Genomic DNA, 920 nt, shown 5'->3' with positions numbered 1-920 from the left:
TGGCGCAGCCGCATGGGCGTCGCCGCTGCGCCGGTGCTGGGCCTGGTCGACGGGGTGGCGCCCGGCGGCTGGCAGGTGGCCGCGGCGCTGCAGCTGGAAATTCCCGATGGCGGCTGGCTGATGAGTCTCGAGTGCGAGAATTGCCTCGATCGCACGCTTGCCACCGGCGCAGTGGCCGGCCTGGCCACGCTCAATCCGCCGCGCTGGTGGCAATTGCGCTTCACACGGCGTTTTTAGACCGCGCAAAGTTGCAACAAAGTCACGATTCCGTCGCTTTGGCGCCATATTGGGGCGCTCTGTAAAAATTCCGCTTGCGCGCAGGGGGACAAGCCCGCTTTAAGCCATTCATCAGGGTAAAACTGATGCCGTTTGCCCCCCGGGGGGCGTGTTACACGAGAAGGGGATTTACATGGCCAATGAAGCCAAGGGCGGTCGCAACACTTCGGCGCTGATGAAGCCGTTGACGCCGCAAGGTCCGCTTGCTGCCCTCATCGGCACCACGCCGCTGCCGCGCGGCGAAGTGGTGTCCAAGGTGTGGGCCCACATCAAGGCGAACAATCTGCAGAAGCCCACCGACAAGCGCACCATCGTGGCCGATGCCAAGCTGAAGGCGATCTTCGGCAAGGACGAGTGCTCGATGTTCGAAATGAACAAGTACATCGCCCAGTATCTGAAGTAACGGGTTCGGCCCGTTGGGCCGGGACATTGAAGGGGCGTCGTCGGGGTCCACCCGGCGGCGCCCCTTTCGCGTTCAGCTGTCCAGCTTGCGATAGCGGGCGATGAAAAAGCCATCGATGCCGCCGGGCACCTGGCCCGGCAGCGTGCGCACCCAGCCTTCGGCGGCGGGCTGTAGGCCGGCCGGCAGCTCGTCGGCGGTGATGGCCTCGCGCGGCAGGCCGGCGATCACGCGCTCGGCGATG

2 protein-coding genes are annotated in these 920 nt (G+C 65.3%); both read left to right on the top strand.

Going from position 1 to position 920, the window contains the following annotated elements; all coding sequences use genetic code 11:
* Nucleotides 1–237 (top strand): hypothetical protein (locus tag GJ693_RS17275; RefSeq protein ID WP_197042309.1); only part of this gene is annotated, 237 nt, incomplete at its 5' end.
* A gap of 172 nt (nucleotides 238–409) precedes the next feature.
* Complete coding sequence (locus GJ693_RS16270) at nucleotides 410–679, top strand: SWIB/MDM2 domain-containing protein (protein WP_156257257.1); 270 nt, start codon at nucleotides 410–412, stop codon at nucleotides 677–679.
* The last annotated feature ends 241 nt before the right edge of the window (nucleotides 680–920 follow it).

The organism is Sandarakinorhabdus oryzae (genome assembly GCF_009733735.1).
Taxonomy (GTDB): domain Bacteria; phylum Pseudomonadota; class Alphaproteobacteria; order Sphingomonadales; family Sphingomonadaceae; genus Sandarakinorhabdus; species Sandarakinorhabdus oryzae.
This window is presented reverse-complemented; position numbering and strand designations above follow the sequence as displayed.